24 protein-coding genes are annotated in these 24,918 nt (G+C 33.3%); 12 read left to right on the top strand and 12 right to left on the bottom strand.

The window, feature by feature from the left end; genetic code table 11:
* Positions 1-76 precede the first annotated feature (76 nt).
* Both SLH48_RS21375 and SLH48_RS21370 read right to left on the bottom strand, forming a co-directional pair.
* Positions 77-1,528 (bottom strand): SulP family inorganic anion transporter, encoded by a 1,452-nt coding sequence (locus SLH48_RS21375; RefSeq protein WP_320259768.1) that lies wholly within the window; start codon positions 1,526-1,528, stop codon positions 77-79.
* 822 nt (positions 1,529-2,350) lie between these two features.
* Positions 2,351-2,572, bottom strand: coding sequence for an alpha/beta-type small acid-soluble spore protein (locus SLH48_RS21370; RefSeq protein WP_214483391.1), 222 nt, complete (start codon positions 2,570-2,572; stop codon positions 2,351-2,353).
* A gap of 302 nt (positions 2,573-2,874) precedes the next feature.
* On the opposite strand from SLH48_RS21370, the gene SLH48_RS21365 reads away from it, so the two are divergent.
* Positions 2,875-3,135, top strand: a complete 261-nt coding sequence (locus SLH48_RS21365) for a hypothetical protein (RefSeq protein WP_320259767.1) — start codon at positions 2,875-2,877, stop codon at positions 3,133-3,135.
* Positions 3,136-3,301: 166 nt separating this feature from the next.
* Here the strand turns inward: SLH48_RS21365 and SLH48_RS21360 are convergent, their stop codons facing one another.
* The 7 genes from SLH48_RS21360 to SLH48_RS21330 form a co-directional block, all read right to left on the bottom strand.
* The gene (locus tag SLH48_RS21360; protein WP_320259766.1) at positions 3,302-4,402 is read right to left on the bottom strand and encodes a sn-glycerol-3-phosphate ABC transporter ATP-binding protein UgpC; all 1,101 of its coding nucleotides are present in this window, start codon (positions 4,400-4,402) and stop codon (positions 3,302-3,304) included.
* Positions 4,403-4,799: 397 nt separating this feature from the next.
* Positions 4,800-5,696 carry a PucR family transcriptional regulator gene (locus tag SLH48_RS21355; RefSeq protein WP_320259765.1) on the bottom strand — a complete coding sequence of 299 codons (897 nt, stop codon included), beginning with the start codon at positions 5,694-5,696 and terminating at the stop codon, positions 4,800-4,802.
* A gap of 149 nt (positions 5,697-5,845) precedes the next feature.
* The gene (locus tag SLH48_RS21350) at positions 5,846-6,031 is read right to left on the bottom strand and encodes a hypothetical protein (protein ID WP_214483395.1); all 186 of its coding nucleotides are present in this window, start codon (positions 6,029-6,031) and stop codon (positions 5,846-5,848) included.
* Positions 6,032-6,107: 76 nt separating this feature from the next.
* Complete coding sequence (locus tag SLH48_RS21345; RefSeq protein WP_320259764.1) at positions 6,108-7,304, bottom strand: YheC/YheD family protein; 1,197 nt, start codon at positions 7,302-7,304, stop codon at positions 6,108-6,110.
* A complete protein-coding gene (locus tag SLH48_RS21340) occupies positions 7,301-8,656 on the bottom strand; it encodes a YheC/YheD family protein (protein WP_320259763.1) in 1,356 nt (451 codons plus the stop codon). Before SLH48_RS21340 ends, SLH48_RS21345 begins: the two co-directional genes overlap by 4 nt.
* 471 nt (positions 8,657-9,127) lie before the next feature.
* Positions 9,128-10,201 carry a YheC/YheD family protein gene (locus SLH48_RS21335; RefSeq protein WP_320259762.1) on the bottom strand — a complete coding sequence of 358 codons (1,074 nt, stop codon included), beginning with the start codon at positions 10,199-10,201 and terminating at the stop codon, positions 9,128-9,130.
* A 1-nt stretch (position 10,202) separates the two neighbouring features.
* A complete protein-coding gene (locus SLH48_RS21330) occupies positions 10,203-11,585 on the bottom strand; it encodes a YheC/YheD family protein (RefSeq protein ID WP_320259761.1) in 1,383 nt (460 codons plus the stop codon).
* Between the two features lie 98 nt (positions 11,586-11,683).
* On the opposite strand from SLH48_RS21330, the gene SLH48_RS21325 reads away from it, so the two are divergent.
* Complete coding sequence (locus SLH48_RS21325) at positions 11,684-12,826, top strand: DUF445 domain-containing protein (protein ID WP_320259760.1); 1,143 nt, start codon at positions 11,684-11,686, stop codon at positions 12,824-12,826.
* A gap of 183 nt (positions 12,827-13,009) precedes the next feature.
* Positions 13,010-13,363 carry a YlbF family regulator gene (locus SLH48_RS21320; RefSeq protein ID WP_214483400.1) on the top strand — a complete coding sequence of 118 codons (354 nt, stop codon included), beginning with the start codon at positions 13,010-13,012 and terminating at the stop codon, positions 13,361-13,363.
* Between the two features lie 508 nt (positions 13,364-13,871).
* On the opposite strand, the gene SLH48_RS21315 is transcribed toward SLH48_RS21320, so the two are convergent.
* Both SLH48_RS21315 and SLH48_RS21310 read right to left on the bottom strand, forming a co-directional pair.
* Entirely contained in the window at positions 13,872-14,003 is a 132-nt protein-coding gene (locus SLH48_RS21315; protein WP_320259759.1) for a hypothetical protein, read from the bottom strand.
* A 631-nt stretch (positions 14,004-14,634) separates the two neighbouring features.
* Positions 14,635-15,069: an Rrf2 family transcriptional regulator gene (locus SLH48_RS21310; protein WP_320259758.1), complete on the bottom strand. Its 435-nt coding sequence runs from the start codon at positions 15,067-15,069 to the stop codon at positions 14,635-14,637.
* A gap of 172 nt (positions 15,070-15,241) precedes the next feature.
* Here SLH48_RS21310 and SLH48_RS21305 point away from each other — a divergent pair, with 172 nt between their 5' ends.
* The 7 genes from SLH48_RS21305 (at position 15,242) to SLH48_RS21275 (ending at position 22,012) form a co-directional block, all read left to right on the top strand.
* Complete coding sequence (locus SLH48_RS21305) at positions 15,242-16,006, top strand: nuclear transport factor 2 family protein (RefSeq protein WP_214483403.1); 765 nt, start codon at positions 15,242-15,244, stop codon at positions 16,004-16,006.
* Positions 16,007-16,195: 189 nt separating this feature from the next.
* Entirely contained in the window at positions 16,196-16,783 is a 588-nt protein-coding gene (locus SLH48_RS21300; protein ID WP_214483404.1) for an NAD(P)H-dependent oxidoreductase, read from the top strand.
* A gap of 328 nt (positions 16,784-17,111) precedes the next feature.
* On the top strand, positions 17,112-17,834 hold the full coding sequence (locus SLH48_RS21295) for a DUF421 domain-containing protein (RefSeq protein WP_214483405.1): 723 nt from the start codon (positions 17,112-17,114) through the stop codon (positions 17,832-17,834).
* 104 nt (positions 17,835-17,938) lie between these two features.
* Positions 17,939-18,544 carry an HAD-IA family hydrolase gene (locus SLH48_RS21290; RefSeq protein ID WP_320259757.1) on the top strand — a complete coding sequence of 202 codons (606 nt, stop codon included), beginning with the start codon at positions 17,939-17,941 and terminating at the stop codon, positions 18,542-18,544.
* A gap of 314 nt (positions 18,545-18,858) precedes the next feature.
* Positions 18,859-19,719: an arylamine N-acetyltransferase gene (locus tag SLH48_RS21285; protein ID WP_320259756.1), complete on the top strand. Its 861-nt coding sequence runs from the start codon at positions 18,859-18,861 to the stop codon at positions 19,717-19,719.
* Positions 19,720-20,417: 698 nt separating this feature from the next.
* Positions 20,418-21,059 (top strand): pyridoxamine 5'-phosphate oxidase family protein, encoded by a 642-nt coding sequence (locus SLH48_RS21280; protein WP_214483409.1) that lies wholly within the window; start codon positions 20,418-20,420, stop codon positions 21,057-21,059.
* Positions 21,060-21,136: 77 nt separating this feature from the next.
* On the top strand, positions 21,137-22,012 hold the full coding sequence (locus SLH48_RS21275) for an aminoglycoside phosphotransferase family protein (RefSeq protein WP_320259755.1): 876 nt from the start codon (positions 21,137-21,139) through the stop codon (positions 22,010-22,012).
* A 401-nt stretch (positions 22,013-22,413) separates the two neighbouring features.
* Here SLH48_RS21275 and SLH48_RS21270 read toward each other — a convergent pair whose 3' ends face one another.
* Positions 22,414-22,719 (bottom strand): VOC family protein, encoded by a 306-nt coding sequence (locus SLH48_RS21270; protein WP_320259754.1) that lies wholly within the window; start codon positions 22,717-22,719, stop codon positions 22,414-22,416.
* A 281-nt stretch (positions 22,720-23,000) separates the two neighbouring features.
* On the opposite strand from SLH48_RS21270, the gene SLH48_RS21265 reads away from it, so the two are divergent.
* Both SLH48_RS21265 and SLH48_RS21260 read left to right on the top strand, forming a co-directional pair.
* On the top strand, positions 23,001-23,666 hold the full coding sequence (locus SLH48_RS21265) for a response regulator transcription factor (protein WP_320259753.1): 666 nt from the start codon (positions 23,001-23,003) through the stop codon (positions 23,664-23,666).
* Positions 23,638-24,711 (top strand): MMPL family transporter, encoded by a 1,074-nt coding sequence (locus SLH48_RS21260; RefSeq protein ID WP_320259752.1) that lies wholly within the window; start codon positions 23,638-23,640, stop codon positions 24,709-24,711. The genes SLH48_RS21265 and SLH48_RS21260 overlap by 29 nt, the downstream gene beginning before the upstream one ends.
* The last annotated feature ends 207 nt before the right edge of the window (positions 24,712-24,918 follow it).

Genomic DNA, 24,918 nt, shown 5'->3' with positions numbered 1-24,918 from the left:
AATTTGAGCTCACTCAAATTCACCTTTTTCATTTTTTGAGGCTAGTTATGTCCCAGCCTCTTTTTTTATCATTTATTTAATGCCCAGAGGAAGAAGATAATCCTACTTGATTCACGATTGTTTGGCTATCTTCATTTAGACCTGTAATTGTTACTTTTTTGTTTATGTTTTCATATTTTTGCTTTACTTTTGATATGGCAGTAACAGCTGAATGATCCCACACATGTGATGAACTAAAATCAATGACAATTTCATCAGGGTCAGCATGATAATCAAATAAATCTACGAAGTGAGCCATTGTACCAAAAAACATTTGTCCTTTAATATGGTATGTTTTTATACCGTCTTTAACAACTTCGTTTGATTTGATTTTTGCCATCTTCCAACCAAAGAATAAGGCACTTAATAATACGCCTGAAAATACACCCATTGCAAGGTCATGAGTCGTAACAACGATCGCGACAGTTGCTATTAAGACAACAGCATCAGGACGAGGGATTTTGGCAATCTCACGTAATGATGTCCAATCAAATGTACCGATAGAAACCATGATCATAACACCTACAAGTGCACCCATTGGAATTTGTGTTACGATGTCGCCTAACACAATAATTAAAAATAGTAAAAACACACCTGCAACTAAAGAGGATAAGCGTCCACGGCCACCTGAACGAACGTTAATGACTGATTGCCCTATCATAGCACAGCCTGCCATTCCTCCAAAAAAGCCAGTTACAAAGTTGGCAAATCCCTGACCTTTTACTTCTCTATTTTTATCACTTTTTGTTTCTGTCATCTCATCGACAATTGTTGCCGTTAATAATGATTCAATGATACCAACAAATGCTAATGGTAAAGAATAAGGTAAGATAATAAATAATGTTTCAAGTGTTAATGGGATATTTGGTAAATCGAACATAGGTAAAGATCTCGTAATTGCCCCCATATCACCAACAGTACGAACATCAAGGCTCAACGTAATTGCCAAAATCGTCATGACGATAATCGCAACAAGTGGGGATGGGATTGCTTTTGTAAACCTCGGTAAAATATAAATAATTGCTAAAGATCCAGCAACCATCGCATACATCATCCACGTTTCTCCAACGAAGTGGGGTAGCTGAGCCATAAATATTAATATCGCTAATGCATTAACAAAGCCAATGATAACGGCTTGCGGAATAAATGTGATAAACCTGCCTATTTTTAAAATACCTAATATGAACTGTATAATTCCTGTTAATATCGTTGCAGCTAGTAAATATTCTAGGCCATGATCTTTAACTAAATCAACCATCAATAAAGCCATTGCTCCTGTTGCAGCTGAAATCATTCCTGGTCGACCACCAAAAATAGAAATAAGTACAGCGATACAGAAAGAGGCATATAAACCAACCATTGGATCAACACCAGCTATAATGGCAAAAGCAATCGCTTCAGGGATGAGGGCTAATGCTACTGTGATTCCAGCTAATATGTCACCTCTTACATTTGAAAACCATTGATTCTTTAAAGTTTCAGTATACAAATAATCACCTCTTTGTTTATATGAAATGGTTCGAAAAATCTGGAAAAAATGACTTATGAAACAACTTAATAAAATGTTCAAATCCCATCCTTACTATAGAAATTACTTGTTTTAGTAGGATTATTTTTTTACATGTATGGGCAAGTGTCATTTCGTACGTCAACTGTTTGCAGAGAATTAAGTCCCCGAAACAATGCAGCAAAGGTGTTTTTCAATAGGAGCTTCGCTACGATGCTACATTTCGGAGGCACGTCCTTATTGGTGAACTACTATAATAAAAAAATCAAGTAATAATGAGTTCTATTTTATAGGCCCTTTTCAAAAATTCATCGTGAAAATTTATTGTAAGATGAGTTTTTCCGAGCCCCATAAGATGAAAATAGCAAAATGCTAGTTGGATTCGTGGTTATTTTGCTTAAATAACAATCAAACCGATTAATAAAAACAATTAATTATGTTTACACTATGAATTTGACATTAATACACAAATAAACATTATACACATATTTATCAAAAACTCCAATATAGTTTTTATGTAGTGAAAACGCCTACATTAAATGATTGCTCTTAAATGCTTAGCTATATGTAGAAAAGCACCAAATTACATTGCTTTAAACAATGTGCTCCTTTCATTACTTTTCTGACTAAGACTTAAACACCTCACGACTACGGCGTTTGACATGTATTCACCTTAAAATAATCAGTTAACTATGTAGTGTTGATGAAATGGAGAAAATAATTTATAGATGTTTACCAAAAAACAACAAATAGGTCCCAAGATTATCTTGAGACCTTAGCCATGTTATTTAGTTTTGTTTACTATTACGGTTGTTGGTGGCCACCAAGTTGTGATTCAGCCATAGAAACTAATCTCTTGGTAATTTCTCCTCCAACTGATCCATTTGCTCTAGAAGTAGTGTCAGGACCTAAGTTTACACCGAATTCATTTGCAATTTCATATTTCATTTGATCTATTGCTTGTTGAGCACCGGCTACGACAAGTTGGTTTGACGACGAATTGTTTGCTTGTGGTTGATTTTGCATGATTTGTTTCATCTCCTCATCATTATTCTAATTTTGGTTGGGTAGGCTGGATTTGCACCAGCTGTATGGTTTTTAATCATATTCAGCATCTATTGCTGAACATCATACATCCACATGCCTAACTTGGCTTTACCCAATAATCAAATGTTTATTAAGTATTATGACGTATTTGAAAGATGATATTCATGAATTAGATTGGTAATGGTTGTTAGTAAACAATCATTACTTTTTCATGAAATGATACATTTATCCACCTCGTTATTAACAAACTAATTTTATGCGTATGTAAATGAGGTGGTTTAATGTTTATGTGTCCGCTTTGTAATGGGCTAGGAAATTTCTCGGTTAATTGTCCTGTATGTGGAGAAGGGTCTGAAGATAGGGGAAGGGTAATGGATTATTATGATGATTACAGTCCTTATATGGAAATTGACCATTTAAAGAGAAATGATGGATATGGGACTACGTTAAGTAACCATGAATGTCCACACATATTATTTTGTGCAACTTGCCAACATGAGTTTGTGAGCTTAATTAAAGAACAAGAAAATAATATCATTTGAACATAACCTGTTACCTGTAACGGTAGGTTAAAGGAACTGGGAATGCTATTGAAACGTGTTTAGGTGTTAGTTCGAAAAAACACTACTTTTACGAAAACAGCCATATAAAAAGAGCCTAACACTACAGTCATTTATGTAGTGCTAGACCCTTTTCTATTGTAAGTACTTATCGAATACGTTCTTCTGTTTCATTGTCAAAGAAATGAGATTTGTTCATATCGAACGCAAATTCAACTACATCTCCGTGAGAGATTTTTGAACGAGCATCAACACGTGCAATAAAGCTTTGGTTACCAAGCTGTGAATAGAGCATTGTTTCTGCACCCATAAGCTCAGCTACCTCGATTGTAGCTCTGAATTTTGTATCCGGTGATGATTCAAGGAATACGGGCTCATCATGAATATTTTCAGGACGAACACCTAAAGTTAACTCCTTGTTTACATACTTTTTATCACGCAATGTTTTCATCTTTCCTTCAGGTACTGAGATAGTAATGTTACCAATTTTGAAGTTACCATCTTCCTGTAAAGTACCTTTAAAGAAGTTCATAGCAGGAGAACCAATGAATCCACCGACAAACATATTTTCAGGGTTTTCATATACTTCTGTTGGAGTACCAATTTGTTGAATAATACCATCTTTCATAACAACTAAGCGTGTAGCCATTGTCATTGCTTCTGTTTGGTCATGTGTTACGTAAACAGTTGTTGTTTGTAAGCGTTGGTGTAATTTTGTAATTTCTGAACGCATAGCGACACGTAGCTTAGCATCTAAGTTTGAAAGTGGTTCGTCCATTAAGAAAACTTTTGCGTCTCGAACAATTGCACGTCCAAGTGCAACACGCTGACGTTGACCCCCAGATAACGCTTTTGGTTTACGTTTTAAATATTCTTCTAATCCTAAAATTTTTGCAGCATCATTAACACGCTTTTCGATTTCAGCCTTTGGTGTTTTTCTAAGCTTAAGTCCAAATGCCATGTTATCATAGACGTTCATATGCGGGTATAATGCATAGTTTTGGAACACCATCGCAATGTCTCGGTCTTTTGGTGCTACATCATTCATTTTTTTATCACCAATATAAAAGTCACCAGAAGAGATTTCTTCAAGTCCAGCAATCATACGTAGTGTAGTCGACTTACCACATCCTGATGGTCCTACAAATACGATAAACTCTTTGTCCTTAATATGAAGATTAAAGTCTTTAACTGCTGTTACGTCATTATCGTATTTTTTATAGATATGTTCTAATTTTAATTCAGCCATTGTTGTTGCCTCCTAGTAGGATTATTGTGAACGCTTTCTTAATATAGTAATAGTCTACATAATAATATATCTGATAGTAAATGTAAGGGTTGCACAAAAAAAGATAGTACGATTGTGCATGTTTCACAAAATGGTATATAAAACACTAAAAACCTATGCTATCTTCACTTTATTGTAACAAGTTTCTAACGGGGTTCTGTAAAAGGATTAAGAGTTTGAATTGACCTTCCTGTAATAGAGGGTATAAGAAATTGTAAAAATGTAAGCAAAAATGAATAGATAAAAACATAACAGAGCTCAATAGCTTAAGAACAAACAAGGAACAAGATTTATTTTAAAGGGGACAGTAAGTTGTAAAGCCAACTTACTGTCCCCTTTAAACATTAGGATTATTACTTTAAAAGTTAACATGTTTATAAACAATTGCTACGTACGTCGTAAAAGCACCTTTGAAGCTTTTAATATCAATCCCTGTTTTTTCTATAAAGCGATCAATTCTATATTGTAAGCTATTGCGATGTATGAACAGCTTTTTTGATGCGAGGGAAATATTTAAGTTACATTCAATAAACAATTTTATTGTTTGAAGTAATTCATCATCTTTTCCAATATTTGAAAATAAATTTTCTGCTACATGAGGCAAAATATTCTTTGATGATTCATGTAAAAAAAGGATTGGAAAAACGTCTTCAAGCTTATATAACTTTTCATGTGAAAGCTTAGCTTTAGCATGTTGAAAAAATACTTTTTCCTCGTGAAAATATTGTTTGACCTTCTCGGAGAATAGATGTACATGCCCTACAAATAATTGGATGTTTATAAACAGATCACTAGCAATAATTTCAATAAATTCATGAAACTGAATTTTATCCTGCTTCGGTTCATAATATTCAATGATCGTACCCATTTGATTGCTTTCCCAAAGAATGAAAATATTAGAGTAAAAAAGCTCTTTCATAGTATCTAGAAAGTCATTTTTATCGTATAAAGCTGTAGGTATGTAAAAGTGAATAAATCGTATTTGTGAAGGCTGAATGTCGGATTCATTATTTACCTTATCGTTAAACAGTACATTTCTCCAAAATACTTCTTCCTTTGATAAGGCTTCTTTATAGTTATGCACAGGTGTTAGCAGGAGTGCTAGTAGTTCTTTCTCTTTCTCTGTAACTGCGTTCTTAGCTATATAGATTTCTGTACCGTCTTTCGTTTCAAAACAATCATAATTATTTATGTTTGATGTTGGTTTTTCTAGCATGACTGCTTCACCATATAATTGTTGCAATTTTTCAATCATCGTAACTCACCTTAATATGTATTTTTAGTTCAACATGATTTAGTAAAGTATATCACGCTATGAACATGCATATCACCTATCATTATAACAGTAAACGACAGGTACGCTATGTACCTGTCGAGCTTCTTTAGAGGTTAATTCAGTGACAATTATGTTATTTCATGTGGAGGTTCCTCTTCAATAACATCTCTCGCTTCTTCAATATTAGTACAATTGTAGCATGAATGAACTGAACCACCAGCCATTCCTTCGTTAATCATCCGATCAATATCGAAGTAAGCTTTGTCTCGCCCTTCATTTAGAAGGTCTTTTTTGTCAGTTCTTTCATCAGTCATCAATGAACACCTCCTATAGAAGTTACATTCATAGTTTGTGTAGAATTTAAAAAATTATTTTTAAGGGACAAATATTTCATGATGGTGTTTTAAAGGCGGTGACTTCTTGAAATAGTTGGACGAGGTTGTTTATTCCATTTTTTTGTATAGCCTTTTCGTCAAATACCATCGGTTTTGAATTGATTTCATAAATATACAACAGACCTTCTTTCGATCTACCTATATCAATTGAAAATTCTCCAATAAACCCCATCTTTTTATTTAAAGCTTGCCCACATTCATCAACTAAAGTATATAGTTCATTTTTATTTATACGGTCTTGGATAGTTTCAAATGGAAGGAGCTTCCCCCCGTTTGGTACGTGGGTAGTAACATCTTGTGTAATAGACTGTCTAACACCGATACCGCTAATAATAAAATGTTTTGCTTGCTTATGGGCAAAAATACGCAAATCATACCGCTTTTGATCTATCTCATCTGAATCAATTGCTTGCTGAATAAGATAACTGCCGTTGAAAAGTATAGGGTATGCATGTAAAAACGTATCAATGCTCGAAAACTGTTCTGTTGTTTTTACATCTTCTACTTGAACTGTATCATTGTGCATTATCGTAACTCTTTTAATACCTTCCCCTTTACAGCCACGATTAGGCTTTATATAAACAACGCCGTAAGTGTATAACATGTCTAAGCATTGCCGGGGATTTTGTAGCCGTGAAGTTTCAGGTAAATATTTTTTAGTTATGTTATTTTCAGCTAGCGAGGAAAATACATCTTGTTTTAAGAAAAAGGAAGGGTTTAGGATAGGTATTTTACGATCCTGAAAAAATTTTATTGCTTTAACATTTGCTCCTAATTGTTCATCCTCTTGAGAAGGTATACGGTTATATATGATATGTGGCAGTGGAGCATGAATTTGTAACCACCCTTTTTTCTCCTTATAATATACGTAGCCAGTTATGCCATTACTACGTATTCCTTCATAAGAAAAAACTACACATACTCCTCCGAGTGACTGCAACGCTTCTTGAATTTGTCGAAAGATATGGTGATTGCCAGAAAAAGCTTTTCCTTTTTTAGATGCACTGGTCATAATACCAATTAAGGGCCCAATCATTGACCCATTACATAGCACGGGGAAATGGATAAGAGAAGATGATTTTGTTTCTACATAAGTAGTGAGCTGTTTGTTCTGGCCGAAAAAAAAGGGGGTATCCTTTGCAAAAGATTGATGCCATTCTTGAGAGTGTGGATCATAATATAACTGTTTCATTGAAAGATAACCTCGGGCTCTAATATTGATTTTTCTGTTAAATAGATGGCAAATAACATTGATAACTTCCTGCTTAATAAATCGTATTCATGTAGTTTAGGATGATTAAAAATTGCTCTTCCTGGCTTAGAGTTTGCTTCAAATAACCAGATATTTAGCTCTTTATCAATGCCAATATCAAATCCAATTTCTCCAATTAAGCCTACTGTTCGAATTTCAATACTTTTACTAAGTGAGATAACAGCATCTGTTAAGCGGTCTACTATATCAGCTCTTTGTTCTTCATTTGGAAAAACTTCCTCGATTGTTTTGACCATTCCTCCATTTTTTAAATGAGTAGTAGCGCTTCCTTTCCCAGCAATTTTAGCAGCGATAACACTGACTTGCCAATTGCCCTCTCGATTTTTATTCGTATGAATACGAAAATCAACAGTCCTACCGTCAATTCTTAACAATGATATACCTTGTTGAACAATATATTGTTGAAGCTGGTTTTGTTTAAATAAGTGATTAATCATCGATTCGAGATTTGGAAATTTTTGAAGCCGATTTTTCGTAAATTTGTCTCTATATCGACAATAGTAGCACTTCTCATCTTCAACATAAAAAAGTTGAAAGACACCATATCCAAGACTGCCATTAATAGGCTTTAAATAAACATGTCGATATTTTTTTAGCAAATCATTTAATTGTGATAAGTCAGCATATTGTTCTGTTTCAGGAAGAAAATGTGAAATGGAATGATCAGTAATTAACTGTTCGTGAATACTCCATTTATTAAAAAATCCTGGATTATACCAAGGAATAGAATATTCTCTTTGTAGTCGTTCTTTAATATGTTTAAAGTAATGTTGATTTTCTGTTTTCCTATTTGGTAAACGATCGTATACCACGTTTGGGAGAGGAACCTCCATTTGCTTCCATCCAGCATCTGTATAAAAATGTCCTGTTACCAATCCTTTCTCCCAGCATATATGATGAGCACCAAATACATAAGCGTAAGCTCCGATTGCTTCTTCTACAGCTAATAGCTTTGCAAAAAACAATGATCTATTCCCTATCGGGCGCAAATTTGACTCTGTAAAACCAGCTGTAAATATACCTATAAGCGGACCTACATATACTCTTTCCTCATCTGTGAAAATGTGAACTTTACTACATCGAGGTATATGCAAACGTTCATAGACATCTTTAGACATAATAACCTCATGATCATTGTATGAATGTGATTGTATCGAGCATGCGCATGATATCGTTCCGAAGAAAATTTGTTCCATTGTAGGTTTGAATATACCTTTAGGAATATAGACAGTTTGACTGTATTCATTTGTAACTATTAAGGAATACTTCATGCTTATTCAGCTCCTACTAAATCGTCTTAATGATTGGTTCTTTTTGCAAGGCTCTTTTCGTAAACTATGTTTTTTATCTACTTATATTTGAGAATTTGATTGGTATGGAATGGTTGTTATCGTATTTAGAGAAGAAAAGATGCCCAGAACGTTAGTAAACATCGTGTTAAGCTTTTTTTACGAAAAGGAACAATAAATGCGAAAGTAATTTTTTGCAAGTCTCTTTTCGTAAACTATGTTTTTTTATTTACTTATATTTGAGAATCTGGTGTGTATGAAATGGTTGTTATCGTTTTTAGAGAAGAAAAGATGTCAGGAAACTGTATTGACTATACGTGTTTATGTTTTAAATCTGCAAAGGCCTAATAGTTAGATGTAGGTGAAACACGTAAATCATTTCTTTATATATTAGTATTCAAGTAACTAACACGTCATGTAATTATTATCAAAGGGCTTCCTGACTCTTTTCTTTTATGAAGTGGTCAGATTCTTGGTAAGGTGTTGACAATATAGGAGGGGGGCCGTAAAGAGCTCCGACTCTTTATTCGAATTAAGTTGAAAAATAACGCTCCTCCCAGGTTTAGAGTTCGTGTCAATTAGCCAAATTTTATTATCTTGATCAAGTCCAATATCAATACCAAGCTCAAATAGTTCAGAAAATTGCCTTTCTAATATTTGTGGTACCCGATCGATGATCGTTTCTAATTCATCTTTAATAATGTTATTTGTATTCGTAGAGAGTGCATCCATCCAATTTTTAAATGGAATATACATACCCCCACCATGGATATTTGAAATTAAATCGTTTTGTTGCCCTCTACGAATACCACGTCCTCTTTCAACCCAATGACCTTGTTCATTTTTTTGTAGGAGAATACGAATATCAAATGGTCTGTGCTTCTCATCGTGAAGCGATAACAATGGTTGCATAAGGTAGGATTGGACTGTTAACAGCTTTGTTAACCATGATATAAATTCTGACTTATGTTGAAATTGTTTTGTAATAACTTTTTCTTTACGATGAGTTTTTGCTTCAATATATTGATCTTTAACTGAAAGGCTTATAACACCTCTTCCTTGTGAACCACTTTCAGGTTTTAGTAGTACTTGTTTTGTTTTTCTAAGGTATTGGATCACTTTGTGCCGAGATGTAACCTTTTCAGTTTTTGGAATATAGTGAGAAAGAATTGGGTCGTTGTTTAGAATTTTATAAATTTCCCATTTATTTGGTAAGCCATAGCCGAGAAAAATTGTGTCTGGCCTTGTCTTTAGCCAATTAACGATAGGTTTACTTCTCGTTGAAATTTCATTTTGACTGTAAAAGCAGCGGTCGTAAAGGACCGTCGGAATAGGAAATGTATCCTGCACCCAAGTATTTGTTGTCAGATCAAATTTTTCTCCATGTACTAATTCAGTGTTTGGATCAATTGATAGTGGTGTAAGTCGATAAACTGTGATATTAAATGCTTCAGCATGCTTTGCAATTTCGGTTGCATAACCTCGCTCTTGATTTGGAAGAAGGGTTAAAAAACCAAATTGTTTCATGTTAATTCACTCCTTCGTTAAAAAAATTGGCTAAATTAAGACAATGATTGACAATTGCCTTCGCTGAAGGTCTAATTGTATCTTGTTTTCGTTTCGGGTCATGATTTTTTGAAGGCTTAGTATTTATTTCGATAATCCATGGATGCCCCATGTTGTCTACTGCTAAATCAATACCTAATTCACCGTACAGGCCATCTGTTGCTTTACTTATGACAGAAGCGATTTCAATTGCTAGTTCTTTCAGTAATTTATGAATATGTTTTGCAGTTGTTTGATCAAAGCTCTGTTGTAAACAGTCTGCAACACGTATGAATTCTCCTCCTTGATAGATGTTCGATACGAATTGACCAACAGCAGAAACGCGTGCTACTGCGGAAGTGATAGTCCATTCTGTATGGTTTCTACAGTGACATAGAATGCGGAAATCAACTGGACGATTGTCAACAGTTATTAAATTTAACCCTTGTTGACCGACATATGCTTCTTTGATTAGCCGTGGTCTAAGTGATTTAAATAATGTAACAAATGAATCATATTTATGTTCTATTTCAGCAGTAAAGGTTGTGTAATCAAGTATAAATTCATGATCTTTTCTTTTTATTTGAAAAATTCTTTTGCCTTGACTGCCATGAATAGGTTTTATGAAAACTGTATCAAATTTTGTTGTTAAGTCTTGGATGTCTTGTTTATTGTGCAATAATAGTGTCTCTGGAAGGTATGGTTGTAGATAATCTTCATTCGAAAGTATATTATAAGCATCCCACTTATTAATATATCGGTCGTTAAAAAATGGTATATTTAATTCATAAAGTGCCTCTTTTACGCTTGAAAAAAGTGTTGATTGCTCGCTTTTTCTTGAATGTATACGGTTGTGCACAACATGTGGCAGAGGTACAGGTGATTCAACCCAGTTGTTGTCTAAATTGTTATATATCAAACCTTTTATTTGTTGTTTGCGGAAGGTTTTGGGTGACAAAGTATAGAATAGTACACCTACTTTATGACAATATAGAGCAATCTCTTCACAATATAACTGGAGTGAACCAAAAGTAAATTGATCATCATTCTTTTTAATTTCAGTTAATATTGCTATGAAGGGGCCAATCTCTAATTCATTCGATTGATGTATATGTTTTATTGAAGCAGTAAAAGGAATTGTAGGTAAATTAAGCTTATTTAGCAATTGTGTGCTAAAATATAAATTTAGGTCTTTTTCCTCAATACGAACGATTTCTGTGTTATTGGTAAGCTTGTGACAAGTTATATTCATTGTCTCTTGACATTTTAATAGAGCAAAAATTCTTTTAGGCATTTGAATAGTATTTGATTCTGTAGGTGTTTCAGTAACTATTGGAGAAATTTGAATTCTTAATGGCATTGTCATTATAAGAAACCCCATTATTTCATTATTTTATATAGGCATACGCTGATATCGTATCGTATGATAATGTTATATATTTTGTGACGATGAAAGGTTGATGGATGTTGGAAACTGTTTTAGTAATATTTACTATGATTTTGATCGGAGCGGCTATTGGTGGAATAACGAACTCCTTAGCAATTAGAATGTTATTTCGTCCTTATCATCCGGTGTATCTATTTGGAAAGCAGTTACCGTTTACTCCAGGCTTAATCCCAAAGCGAAGGGAAGAATTAGCAAACCAGCTTGGAAGAATGGTAGTTGATCATCTGCTTACTCCAGAAAGCTTACGAAGGAAGTTATTAGATAACAACTTTCAAGAAGATGCAGTGAAGTGGGTTAAGGAAGAAGGAGACCGTTTATTTTCCTCAACTATAACAATAGAAGAATTAATTACAAAAATGGGTGTGGAAAACCCTTCATTAGTTGTTGAACATAAATTGTCTATGCTTGTAGAGAATAAATATATACAAATGATGAATGACAACGGAGAAAAGTCTATTCGAGAAGTCATACCGGCTGACTTACTAGCCAAGGCAAATGATAAGCTTCCTTTATTGACAGAATATATTATTTCGAAGGGTGTTGTTTTTTTCGAAAGCAGTGAAGGTAAAGACAGACTATCACGTATGATTGATGATTTTTTGGCTAGTCGAAGTGGTATGCTAGGAGGCATGCTACAAATGTTTCTTGGTAACGCAAGCTTAGTAGACAAGGTTCAACCAGAAATAATAAAATTTTTAAAGAATGACGGCACAACACAATTAGTTGTCAATATGTTAGAAAATGAATGGCTTAAGCTTCAAGAACGAAAAGTAGGAGAGCTAGAAAAAGATATTCCTCGAGAAAAAATAATATCATTCTTAAAGCAAACTATTCAGAAGCGCATAGCTGTGAACGTGTATATGGAGAAAGAGATCAATGAAGTATTAATGCCGTACAAAGATCGGATCCTCAATGACATGGTTCCAAAAATAGTTGAACTAGCTACCGGTTTTATAGCGAATCGAACAGAGAGAATGATGGAGCGATTGCATTTAGCAGATATAGTACGTACACAAGTAGAATCATTTCCTGTAGAGCGGTTAGAAGAAATGGTATTATCCATTTCACGAAGAGAATTTAAAATGATCACGTATTTAGGGGCATTACTTGGTGGTATGATTGGTTTAATTCAAGCTTTTATTGTATTATTTATTAAGTAATTATACAAAATGGATATAAAGAATACTTAATTCAAGTTTATATTGGATAATTGCAAGCACTGATGCATAACATCTAGTATGGATTTTGCATATTCATAGTTAAGAAGGAATGTGTTCATCATACTTTGAATGTTTGTTATAGTGTAAGAATTCGCATCGTAAAAAAAACTAGGAGGCTATTTAATGTCAAATAATTTATATGATGTTGCTTACGAATTAGAGAAAGCAATTCGCAATAGTGAGGATTTTAAGCAATTACAACAGCTCTATAATGAAGTAAACAATGATGCTTCAGCTAAGCGTATGTTTGATAACTTCCGTGAAGTTCAGCTAATGCTACAACAAAAGCAAATGATGGGTGAAGATATTTCTGACGAAGAGGTAGAGAAGGCTCAACAATCAGCTGCTTTAATCCAACAACATACGACCATCTCAAAGCTCATGGAAGCTGAACAAAGAATGAGCATGGTTATTAGCGAGCTTTCCAAAATAATGATGAACCCACTAGAAGAGTTATACGGTAATATGGAACAATAAAATCATTAACAGTGAAACAGGGATGCATAAGCTGCATCTCTGTTTTTGATTGTTATAAAATGGAGTGTCGTTACGGTATGGGGACTTGCTAATTTATATATTTAGTTACAATTCAATTCCAAAAAAAAGCTGTTTTCGCATTGATTGTTGTTTAGTATTCAGAATTAAACACGTACACAAATAGAGTTCGAGGCATCTTTTCTTCTGTACAATAATGACTAACAAAATAAAACCATTTTTTATAGTACTAATTTGATAACAATAGTAACTATGTTTACGAAAAGAGCAATAAAAAACAGCCCACATTAGGCTGTTTACGTAATAATTGTTATTCAATGAGATAAACTCGGTATAACTAAAGGTTCATGGCATTTTCTTAACACTACTAGAACGCGTGGCATCTTTCATTCTGTAAACCGATGACAAACGTATAAAACCACGTTTTACTCTCCTAATTTGATACAAATATTAACAAAGCTTTCGGTAAGAGATTTTGAACCGAACTTTATTAAATAATCAAATAACGTTTTGGGTAAGCACTATCCTTCATTAACACTTCCTGCTTTCTTTCTTCAATTTTCTTATATATATCTATATTCACTTTATTTTTTCGTTGGCGTCTAACGATTCCTTTTAACACTGTCATCACCCTTTACTTTTGATACTTTAAGTATAAGCCGATGCGATATTTTTTAAACCGACCGTTAGATTGTTTTTCTCTCATCCTCAAGACTGAAGGGTCATCATCCCAATGCTCCATAAGTATAAGTTATTTAATGTATCAGAACTGTTGATAAACACAAACAAATTAAGTCTATATACTCAATCATTGAAATGAAATCATGCTGAAAATATTTTATTGAAGCTATCCTTTATTAGAGGTCGGTAAACAAGAGTAGTACTTAAAGAAGGTGAGTCCATGTTGTGCGGATATACAACTACAGTAAAAGATGAGAATTTGTATAGTTTGTGACTGCCCAGTTGTCACTGATACATTTTAACGCGATGGTGGTATAGCGGCGGGGCAAACATGTGTTATTAATAGTGAATAAAGCATTGGGTTCACTGAAGCTGTCAATGTAGTAAGTGAGAGTATTGGAATCAAAGAAAATTCTATTTTAAGCAATGGAGTACAATAGATCAATTAAGGCTCTACAACAATTAACGACTAGACTAACTCCAAAAATGAGAGGTGCATAAATGTGCACCTCGCTGTTTACTTATTTTACATAGATACCATGTGTTGATAGGTAATGAAAAATTATATTGTGTTAGTGATCCGTTTCCTTTTGAAGAATATCATTAACAACATCTTCAATCGTTACACCTCCTAAAGCTTTTTCTAAAGCTAATTGGGCAACTGAAAAAAGGGGAGCAATAGTATCCTGAATGTTTCTACCCACTGGACAAGCTGGATTTGGATTTTCATGAACACTAAATAATTCCTTTTCTTGAACGACATTAACGGCTTTATAAACGTCTAGTAAAGTAATATGAGATAAATCTCTAGCAAGGTCAGCTCCTGCTATCCCTGGTTGAACTTTGACCAAACCTGCTTTTTTTAGCATCCCCATAATCTTTCGGATGACTGCAGGGTTAGTGTTTACACTTCCTGCTATATATTCTGAAGTGCTAACACCGTCTTTGTTTATTTCGATGAGAGCTAGTATATGAATTCCTACAGCAAAACGACTGCTTATGGACATTGTAGTCACCTTCCTCATAAATATATTATTTCAAGAATAAACTTGTAACTTAATATATTACAAGTATTTATTATAACTTAAAAATTTAAAAAGTGTTGACAAACACATTAATTGTAATTAATATAGTTACATGTAATCAAGTTAGTTACAAATAACTTTAGGAGGCTTTATCATGACAACGAATAAAGAAAAAGTAATTCAAGTATTAACTAGCCTTGAAAATGGAGATTCAACTGCTATTCAAGAATTTATAAATCCACATAAATACATTCAACATAATTTAACTTTTCCAAATGGAAGAGAGGTCATGTTAGGGGCATTAAATGACCTTAAAGCAGCTGGCACAAAAGTTAATATACAAAGAGTCCTTGTGGACGGTGACTTTGTTGTTACTCACACAGATTATGACTTCTTCGGACCGAAAGTAGGATTTGACATTTTCCGTTTTGAAAACGGTCAGATCGTTGAACATTGGGATAACTTACAGCAAAAAGTAGATAAAACACCAAGTGGACATACAATGCTAGATGGTTCTATTGACATTCAGGATGAGGATAAAACAGCAGAAAACAAAGAGTTTGTTAAAAACTTTGTTTCGGATATATTAATGGGGCATAATCCGGAAAAACTGACCTCCTATTTTGAAGGTGATCACTATATTCAACATAATCCAGCAATTGCCGATGGCCTTTCTGGTTTAGGCATTGCGCTAGAGGGGATGGCAAAACAAGGTATTGAGATGATCTATGATAAAATTCATATGGTTATTGGACAAGGTAATTTTGTATTAACAGTTAGCGAAGGAACTTTTGCAGGTGCTCACACCTCATTCTATGATTTATTCAGAGTAGAAAATGGTAAGATTGCGGAGCATTGGGATGTAATGGAGACAATCATCCCTGAAGAAGAGCGTAAAAACAATAACGACAAGTTCTAAATGAACAGCACCCCCAGTTCATAAACTGTTATTTTATAACTATTCACTCTACTAGACAAAAAGTAAATGATTTTGTTGGACGACCAATGGAAATGAATATATATAAATATCTATTTATTGTTTAACCAATCATCAGTTTGGGCAACAATATAAATCGAATACGAAGCAATTATAAAAGGAGAGATTTTTTTGAAGCATTTAGTTATATACGCACACCCAAATCCACAAAGCTTTAATCATGCCATACTCGAAACAGTGGTAAGTAGACTAGAAGATCAAGGAAATGAAGTCGTTGTTCGTGATTTATATGCTTTAAATTTTGAACCAGTGTTAAGTGGGAATGATTTTGCAGCTTTCCAATCTGGTAAAACACCAAATGATATTCAGACTGAGCAGGAACATGTAAAGTGGGCAGATGTTATTACATTGATTTACCCAATTTGGTGGACTGGACTTCCAGCTATTTTAAAAGGGTATATAGATCGGGTTTTTGCTTACGGTTTCGCTTATGCTGTGAATGAACAAGGTGGGTACGAAAAACTGCTAGCAGGGAAAAAAGCAGTAATATTAAATACGATTGGTCATCCAGAGGATTATTATGAACAAATCGGTATGATTGGAGCCATGAAACAAACAACGGATAATGGTATTTTTGATTTTGTTGGTATTGAAACACTTGAGCATAAGTTTTTTGGTTCTGTTCCATCAGTTGATGATAATACTAGAAAGCAAATGCTTGTAGATGTAGAGCACATTATTGCGAGGTTATTCGGGTAAAATACGATTTAAAAAAATGGTCTTACTTTAGATATAAAATTAATCTATCGTAAGACTTTTTTGTTTGACATTTTGCGATCAGAAGCCCACGAACATCGTGAGGTCAGATATGTTGTGGATAGTTCAATTCTTAAGTCAGGATAGTGCTATTATGGAAATTTAAGCACTAAACTTTTCAATGGTATGAATCATATGTGACGAAATATGAAGGTCGTGCAATCTAAGCTTATTTGCTGCTAATTTAGGTCGAATTTTTATACTTTACTGGATAATATGTCCCTTAATATGGAAAGGATAACGATAGTAAGGGATGTGAGGTGAGTAAATTGTGGAAGTTTGGGAGGATTCTTTAAAAGTAATTATACGTATTATTACGATTCTTCCTTTAATGCTTGCTCTAGGACTTTTTATGGGGAAGCGATCAATAGGTGAGTTGCCAGTGTTTGATTTTCTTGTAGTTATCGTTTTTGGAGCTGTTGTTGGGGCAGATATTGCAGATCCAAAGATTGATCATATCCATACTGTGGTAGCGATGATCACAATCGCGATTCTTCAAAAAGCCATTGTGCTTTTTAAATTGAAAAATAGAAAGATTGGTAAGCTGTTGACCTTTGAGCCGACTATCGTTATATACAATGGTGAATTTCTCATGAAAAATATGAAAAAGATCCAATACTCAATCGATAACATATTACAAATGCTACGTGGAAAAGATGTATTTCATGTTGAGGATGTTGAAATTGCTATTGTTGAAGCAGATGGCAATTTATCTGTTAAAAAGGTCCCGATGAAGGAGCTAATTACGAACGAGGATTTCGGTATACATAAAGATGGGCATAATTATGAAATACCTGTTATTTTAGACGGTGAAATTCAATTAGATTTATTAAAATGGCTAAATAAAGATGAAGCATGGTTAAGAACAAAATTATTAGCTGAGAATATTACAGATCTAAATACTGTATTTTACTGTTCATTATCTCAAAATGATAAGCTCCAATTTTCTCTTAAAGTAGATGAACAAACAAATATCCCTCCAATTGACCATTAATAAAAGTTAACCTTTACTTCTTATTATAGAAAAACGAAGGATTACATGTTATAAAAATGATATGAATACTTAATGTGGTCAAATATGAGAGGAGTTACATAGCATTGTCTAATCAAAAGCAACTAGTTCTTGATATTGGAGGGGTTCTTGCTACAAATTTATCACCGTTTTTTTGGGAAGAGCTATCTACAACATCAAAGATTCATTATGACAAACTAATAGAGTATAAAAATAGTGTGCGTACTGAGCTTTGGGCTGGGAAAATAACAGAGGATCAATTTTGGTCAGGTCTGTCCATGAAACACCCTTCAATTGAAAAAGCAGTAGCCAAGCCTATGTTGTTATCTCATTTAAAATTACTCCCTGCTATACACCATGTTGCTAAATGGAGTCAGTTTGCTGACATTCATATACTAAGCAACCATCGTATGGAGTGGATTGAGCCAATTTTAAAGGAGATAGAAAATGATGTTAAGAGCGTTACAGTATCTAGTGAAGTCGGTTATTGTAAGCCTCATAAAGACATATATACAACCATTCAAGCTAAGCTAGACAGTGAAAAAGAAACATTGTTTGTAGACGATCAAGAGCAAAACTTTATAGAGGCTCGTACACTTGGATGGAAAACTTTACTTGCAGACGAACAAGGAAGTTGGATAAATCAAATAATGCCACTATTATTGTCAGCAAAATTTAGTTTAGGGATGTAATGATATAGTAATTTTTAATGAATTATTACCAATTATCTAGCCTACATAGTAGCTCCATCATCTTATCTTGCAACTACTTTAATTTGATGGAGCAGTTTTTTGAAAATCTCTTAGTATATTTCCTCAATTTTAGCTCACTTAACAGTCATTCAAAAGTTGTAGTGACATATCATTCTTCCTCCCCATGATACATTGTAGAACCCTTTTGTACAATGGAATTAAGCTAAATGAATGAGCAGTTAATCCTGAACATAGTATTATTGAGCCAGTCAGAGTCACTTAGTATGCAAAAATGAAATTAGGAGCTGTTATGAATGAATCAACAACAACTACCAAACTGGGCATATAGATATTTGGAACGATTAAATTTGACACCACCTAGCACAGCTTCATATGAATTTTTAGAGCTGTTTTCAAAAAGGCATCTTTCTATTTTACCTTTTGAAAATGTTAGTAAATTAATTTATTCTACTAGGAACAATTCAAATGGTTACTACATTCCTTCTGTTGAAAAATATGTTGATAATCTATTTAAATATGATTTTGGTGGTACGTGTTTTGTACTCAATCCGTACGCTTTACAGCTGTTAACACTATTAGGATATGACTGTTATCATGTAAGGTTAGGAGAGAGTCATATAGCGATATTAGTACAATTACCTGACTTTCCTGACGAAAGACTATATTTAGATTTTGGATCAGCAGCACCTATTATGAAGCCAGTCCGATTTGAAAACATGCAAAATTCTTCATCGTTTGGTGCAGATGACATTCAACTCATACCAGATGATGAACAACAAGGTTTTTACCGATTTACACGTTTTCGTCATGGGAAATTTGTCAATAATCACTGGTCATTTAATCCTAACATTCGTAGTAACATACAAGAATTTGATGAAGCGATTCACAAATCATATTCCAAAGATGCCGTGTTTATGACTCGACTTCGAGTAAATCTGTTTCAAATTGACAAAGGACGTACACTTTCATTAATCAACAATAAATTAACAATTACAACGCTGGATGATAAAGAAATAGTACGTAAGCTAAAGGATATTGAGGAAGTTGAGAGCATAATTTCTGAAGAGTTTATGTTACCAAAATTGCCTGTTAGGAAGGCTATCAATTTATTAAGAGATTTAGGTACAGATATATTTCACGTGGAGAACAGCTAGGAGCTACTAAAAGATATTTCTAGTAGGTAGAGCTTGGTGTTACTTACTGTTAGTTGAGATGCCAACCTGTGTAAATAAGTCAGTAGAAACCTAATAGTTAAATATATTCATAGTAAGTTGCTTTAATGTAATATTTAAATAGGAAATATTTCGATATGATTATTTATGTTTGCAAACATATTTATTAACTTTATCCAAAGAGTTGACAAATTCTATTACAATCCTTAGGAATTACGCATTAAGTGATTTTAAAATATCATCTACATAGGCTTTTTTCGTAAAATTTGTTGCTATTTTTACTAAAAATATACAGTATGAAGAGTTTTATGAAACCTCAATAATTGTAAAAGTAGAAAAGATGAGGTTTTATACGTGCTAATATACAGAACGAAAAGCAACAATCAATGAGAAAACAGTCTTCATTTAAGATAGTTCGCTTAACATATAGCGAACTATTTTTGTAAGTAAATAGAAAAATAATATTTTTAGTGAGGGTCACTAGTGTTAGTTTTAAGTAAAGGCTCTTTTTTATATGCAAAATTAGAACTGCATAGGCATGAATTTCTTTGTTCTATAATTGATATAAGTTACTGTCTAATCTTGGTTTGCTATAAATGAATGTGCTAAAAGTCTTGATGAACTTTTAATTTTATTATTGTATGATGGATCTATATTCCAATTTTTAAAGGTGTGATTGAATGAGTAAAAAATATCAAGAGATTATTTCTACAAGAGAAGAATTCGAATCTTTTCAACAGTTTATTGGCAAGCCAAGCCCAAGAGCTGCTAATAAAGTTATTTCATTTATCGACAGCCATTGTAGAGACTTTATTGATAAATCCCCATTTTTATCAATGGCAACTTCTAATTCAGAAGGACAATGTGACGTTTCACCAAGAGGAGATTCCCCAGGGTTTGTATCTGTTCTGGATGATCATCACTTGTTTATTCCTGAACGACCAGGAAATCGAAGAATGGACTCTGCTAATAATATAATCACAAATCCAAATATAGGACTCTTATTTTTTATACCTGGATTAGGGGAGACGTTAAGAATAAACGGAAAAGCGTATATTTGTCGTGATCCTGAACTATTAGAAAATAGTAAAGTAAATGGTCGTGCTCCGTTATTTGGAATTTTAGTAGAAGTGCAGGAATGCTATGCGCATTGTGCCAAAGCCTTTATTCGATCAAGTTTATGGAATCCCGAATCATGGTATGCTAAAGAGACACTTCCATCGGTTCCACAAATGTTGGTAGCTCACTCGAAGATACCAAATGCAACTTCTGAACAAGTAGCAAAAGAATTACAAGAAGGCTATAAAAATAGGCTCTATTGAATATTTCTTGCTAAATAAACAATAAAGCATATTTCTCAGATAAAAAGGTTGGGAGATAAGTAAGGTGATTAATTATTTTGATTAGTAACAGTTTGAAATGTCATTTAGAAGAAAAATACGGTGCATTTACACCTGTTCCTTTAACTGGTGGCTATACGAATGAAGTCTTGTTATTAAAAGGTTCTAACCCTCCCATAGTTATTAAAATAGGTAAGATATTCAATAAAGATATTTTTAATGAAGTGAAGTGTTTGGAATTAACTAGAGAAACAGATTTAACTCCAAGGCTATATGAATTAATGGAAACAGATGAAACGACATTTACAGTAATAGAATATCGACAAGGTGACAATGCTCAATCAAATTTCGATCAAAGTAATGTAACGATTTCTGAGAATATTTATATTGAATTAGGTAAAACACTCGCTAAACATATACATTCCTTTAAATACGATTTTAATTCTTATGGAATAAAAGAAAGTCATGCCAATGATATTAATCTAAATCTAGCATTTGTACCTGAGGGTCTTATTAACAAATCTAAGGAACTATTAAAGAACAAGAATGACTCAAAGGATGAGTGGGTATTGACTCATGGAGATTATGGAATACATAACGTATTATACAATTCAGACAGAGTACATACGGTGTTAGATTGGGAGTGGTCAGAATGGGGAAATCCATTATCTGACTTAGCATGGGTATGTTGGTTCACTAAGTTACATTATCCTAAGCAAGCAAATGTATTAAACAATCATTTTATTAATGAATACTTAAAATTTAATCCTATTCATTTACCCTCTAACACATTAAAAAGTTATTGTGTTAATAAAGTATGGAAAGTCCTTAATAGGATACATCATGCACCATTAGTAGTCCAACAAGAGTGGTGTAAACGTCTAGCATGGACCTTGGATACAGATATTTTTGATTTTATGGACCGCATAAAATAATGCACATTAATCTATATTATGAAAATGAGTTGATCTTATACTGTATAGTAAATGAAAAAAGAGAATTGAAGTTCAGTTGAATACTATAATATACAATTGAATAAATAACGGTAGGAAATGAATTGAAATATACTTATTCATTTTGCGGTTAAAAAACTTAAAATGAAGATTCCCCTAATATTTGAGATTTGCATGGTTTACTTTTGTAATCGGTAATTATTTTCAATATCTTATGCCTGATCTCGAAGGGGGATCAAAAAAATAATAATTAATTAAATAAGTTATTTTTGAATTTTAGTGAAAATTTGAAATGTAACACTAAATTGATCCGTTACAACTCCGTAACAAGGACTAAAAGTGATTTTTTGCAATCGCATGTGAACAGTGCCACTTTCTTTTAATTAATCAAATATTTGCTTGGACTCTTCCACATCTGTTGTTGTAATACATATTCTAACATGATTTCCCCTTTGATAAGGCTGACTTGGATCTGTATCTAAAAGCATTAGGATTGAGTCTCCGATTTTTAAGGTAGCGTATCCAACCAAGCCTTTATCTTCATGTGACATAGCAAAATGGGTGTTTTCAAGCATTTCTCCTAAAAATTGGAGAGAAAGGATTTCAGCATTCAGTGCTTGTTGATTAAATTGTATGACTTCATTCCCATTTCCCTTCACCCTCAAATAAGGGCATACGTGTATTGACATACACCTCTCAATTCCTTATATAACTTTATTACCTATTTATACTAATAGATAAGTCATGTTGAAACATTTATTTCCATTTTTGAGTGGCTATTAAGTTGCTTTCGTAGAGTACACAGTGGTGTGATGGAAGGGACTGCTTCGTTATATCCTAGTTACTTTAATATAGATTAACGATAAAGTAATTGTTTGACGAAAATATGAATGGTCAAGACGATATGTATTTAGCATGCTAAAATGTTAGAATTGGATAAAATAACTTATTGGTTACGGGAGTGAGATCTTTGGAAAAAACTGTTCTTGTCATCGATGACGATAAAGATATCGTAAGGCTTATTGTAGAAACATTAAAATATGAGCGGTTCCATACAGTTTTTGCTTACTCTGGTATAGAAGCAATGAAAATGATTGATAAAGAAAAAATTGACTTTGTTATTTTAGACATTATGATGCCAGAAATGGATGGTATTGAAGTATGTAAAAAAATACGCGATCAACATAACATGCCGATCTTATTACTTAGTGCAAAAGATCGTGATATTGATAAGATCGTTGGTCTTGAAGTAGGAGCAGATGATTATTTAACAAAACCTTTCAATGTACATGAACTAACTGCGCGGGTAAAGGCACACTTTAGGAAAATTGGAAGATTAAAACAAGAGTTATCAGAAAGTTATCCTACACACTCAATAGCTAAGACTCCACTTATGTTAAATGAAAATTCGTATGAAGGATTTCTAGAAGGAAAGAAACTACAATTATCTTCAAAGGAATTTCAAATTTTATTATTCTTCACTCAACATCCAAACCAAGTGTTTAGTCGGGAACAGATTTATCAGCGTGTTTGGGGAGATGATTTTGGTGATTTAAACAATGTGACTGTACATATTAAAAATATTCGAAAAAACTGCTTCGAAAGAATTGACTCAAGCAGCTTCAGAGCTTGCTGATGGCTTAGAAATAGGCAGTCTAGGACAATCAGAAATTCTATTTAATATGGAAGGGATAGAAAATGGAATTTTAATGATCAATGATGGCCAGCAACAACTGAAGAATGAACTAGAGGAATTATCTTCTGGAATGAATGAATTAGAAAAAGGTCTCTCTAAAAGCTCAGAAGGGTTAAACGAAATTTCAGTAGGACTTCACGATGCAACCAACTATTTAGATAAGGTAACACAATCTGAGGGAACTTCTTCGTTCTTTGTTCCTGAAGAATTACTTGAAGGAGACTATCAGGATGTCCTAAATACGTATATGTCTGATGAAAGAAGTACGTTCAAATTGACAGTTGAGTTATCTGTAGATCCGTATTCAACAGAAGCAATTTCAGTCATTAATCAACTAAACTCTGTCATTGAAAGTGAACTTGTATCTTCCAATATAAAGGGTACAACGTATGCAATAGGTGGAATTTCTTCAATAAATAACGATTTAAATATGATGGCAAACGATGACTTTTCTCGCACAATTATTTTAATGTTAGTAGGAATTTTTGTCGTACTCGTCTTAATTATGAGGGCCTTTTGGATACCAATATTTATTATTGCATCTCTTATATTAAGTTATTATACAGCTCTATCAATGACTGATTTACTTTTTGTTCATGTTTTTGGATATAGTGGATTGTCTTGGACCATTCCATTCTTTTCATTCATTATGATCATTGCACTTGGAGTAGATTATAGTATTTTCCTAATGATGAGATTTAAAGAAAATATTGAACTTTCAACAATTGAAGCATTAGTAATTGCTAAAAAACAAATGGGTAAAGTCGTTATTTCAGCTGCTACAATTTTATGTGGAACGTTTGCAGCAATGTATCCAGCAGGTGTGCTGTCGTTAACTCAAATGGCTACTGTAGTAATCATTGGTTTAACACTCCTGACTGTCATTATGCTACCTGTTTTTATACCGGCACTTATTTCTTTCCAAACGAAAATGAATAGAAATCATTTCACCAAAACTAATAGGTCTAAAAGTTTAACAGATTAATAACTATTTACATGACATTTTTGTGAAAATACAATTAGGTTAAATAAGTAACTAGAATCATACATTTAACGAAGATGCAAGAGGACATTCTGGATTTGAGTCAATATCTTGGACACAAAAAGATTAAGTTTTATGCAGAGTCTCTGAATAGTTCTTCTATTGCTTGGGGTGTTTTATAAGCAATGCTGCTATGCTTTCTTTTTCTGT

Origin of the sequence: Cytobacillus sp. IB215316 (assembly GCF_033963865.1) — a bacterium.
GTDB classification, from domain to species: Bacteria; Bacillota; Bacilli; order Bacillales; family SM2101; genus Nanhaiella; species Nanhaiella sioensis.
Note: the sequence above shows the minus strand (reverse complement) of the source record. Positions and strands in the feature narration are given on the sequence as shown.